The organism is Candidatus Oscillochloris fontis, from assembly GCF_004138135.1.
GTDB lineage: Bacteria > Chloroflexota > Chloroflexia > Chloroflexales > Chloroflexaceae > Oscillochloris > Oscillochloris fontis.
In genome coordinates, this window is record NZ_RYFD01000117.1 from 1 (window position 1) to 1,526 (window position 1,526).

2 protein-coding genes are annotated in these 1,526 nt (G+C 58.1%); both read left to right on the plus strand.

Features of this window, described 5'->3' with window-relative positions; genetic code table 11:
• Nucleotides 1–438 precede the first annotated feature (438 nt).
• Nucleotides 439–1,209, plus strand: coding sequence for a hypothetical protein (locus EKD03_RS18165; RefSeq protein WP_129633855.1), 771 nt, complete (start codon nt 439–441; stop codon nt 1,207–1,209).
• A gap of 198 nt (nt 1,210–1,407) precedes the next feature.
• The coding region (locus EKD03_RS18170; RefSeq protein WP_129633851.1) for a type II toxin-antitoxin system HicA family toxin at nt 1,408–1,526 on the plus strand (119 nt) is incomplete at its 3' end.

Consider the following 1,526-nt stretch of genomic DNA (forward strand, 5'->3'; position numbering starts at 1 on the left):
GGCATACGTGCATCACCTATTCGTAGAAAAATACAACGATAGGCGATTTTTAAAGTTTATGTACTAGCACAACCCCCAACTATTAACACTTTTTTGTGGTACATTGCTTTTTAATAACGTATAAATACATGTGGTATCAGCTAGGTATCCAACATCGCTCGCAGACGCCGCCGCTGGCGCGTCCCGTAGGTCACGTGCCGTCAGATCTACACTTCACACACATGCCAGCACCCATTGGAGAATCGGATTCGGCCAAGGCCCATCGCAGAGTAAGATTTGATCAAGACCCGTTGCCCATTCAACCATGGTATGGAAGCAGAGTTATGGCCAACCCCACGCCCAACATCGCCTCGCAGGTGACGCCGCTGGCGCGGCCTGCGAACCGGGTGCATTCTGGGTATTTCCTGGTGGGCAAGCTTCAATCGGATCACGGGACGTTTGCCAGCGGCGCACCTGAAGGCTGGCGTTGGGCGTCGGGGTGGCCTCCAGCTCGCCGGGGGCCGAGGAATCGTTGCGAACTTCCAAGCTCGTCGGAGATTCGGCCACGAGCAATGCCCGTCGAAGAGTCGGCCACGTTCACCGCCCGTCGAAGAGTCGGCCACGAGCAATGCCCGTCAGGGAATCAGCGACCTTCAATGCCCGTTGAAGAGTCGGCCACGATCAGCGCCCGTTGGGGAATCGGCTTCGATCACCGCCCGTTGGGGAATTGGCTTCGATCACCGCCCGTTGAAGAGTCGGCCACGATCACCGCCCGTTGCGGAATCGACTTCGATCACCGCCCGTTGGGGAGTCCGCCACGAACAATGCCCGTCAGAGATCGGCCACGAACAATGCCCGTCAGAGATCGGCCACGAACAATGCCCGTCAGAGATCGGCCACGTTCAGCGCCCGTTGGGAATCAGCCACGAACAATGCCCGTCAGAGATCAGCCACGTTCAGCGCCTGTTGGGGATCAGCCACGTTCAGCGCCCGTCACGGAATCGGCCACGAGCAGTGCCCGTCAGTGAATCAGCGACCTTCAATGCCCGTTGGCGAGTCGGCCACGTTCAGCGCCCGTCAGGGAATCAGCGACCTTCAATGCCCGTTGGCGAGTCGGCCACGTTCACCGCCCGTTGGAGGTCGGCCACGTTCACCGCCCGTTGGCGAGTCGGCCACGTTCACCGCCCGTCGAAGAGTCGGCCACGTTCAATGTCTGTTGAGCCGACGTAAGCATGCCTGCACCAGATGTGTACGACATCGGATAACGCACCTGTGCAGGTACGACGGTATGATGCCAACGAACAAGGTGGCAGATTCCCTATCACGGTGGAGAATGCTGCACGACAAAATTGCGCGGTCGCGCAGAGCGCGGTACACTATACCCACGGTGGAGCAGGGTAACTCCTCCTTGACGATAGGCATATGCTGATGAAAGTGAAAGAGGTCGTCAAACTTCTGGAAGCAGATGGATGGCAATTGGTTCGCACGGCAGGAAGCCATCGTCAGTTCAAGCATCCTTCCAAAGTAGGAACGGTGACGGTGGCAGG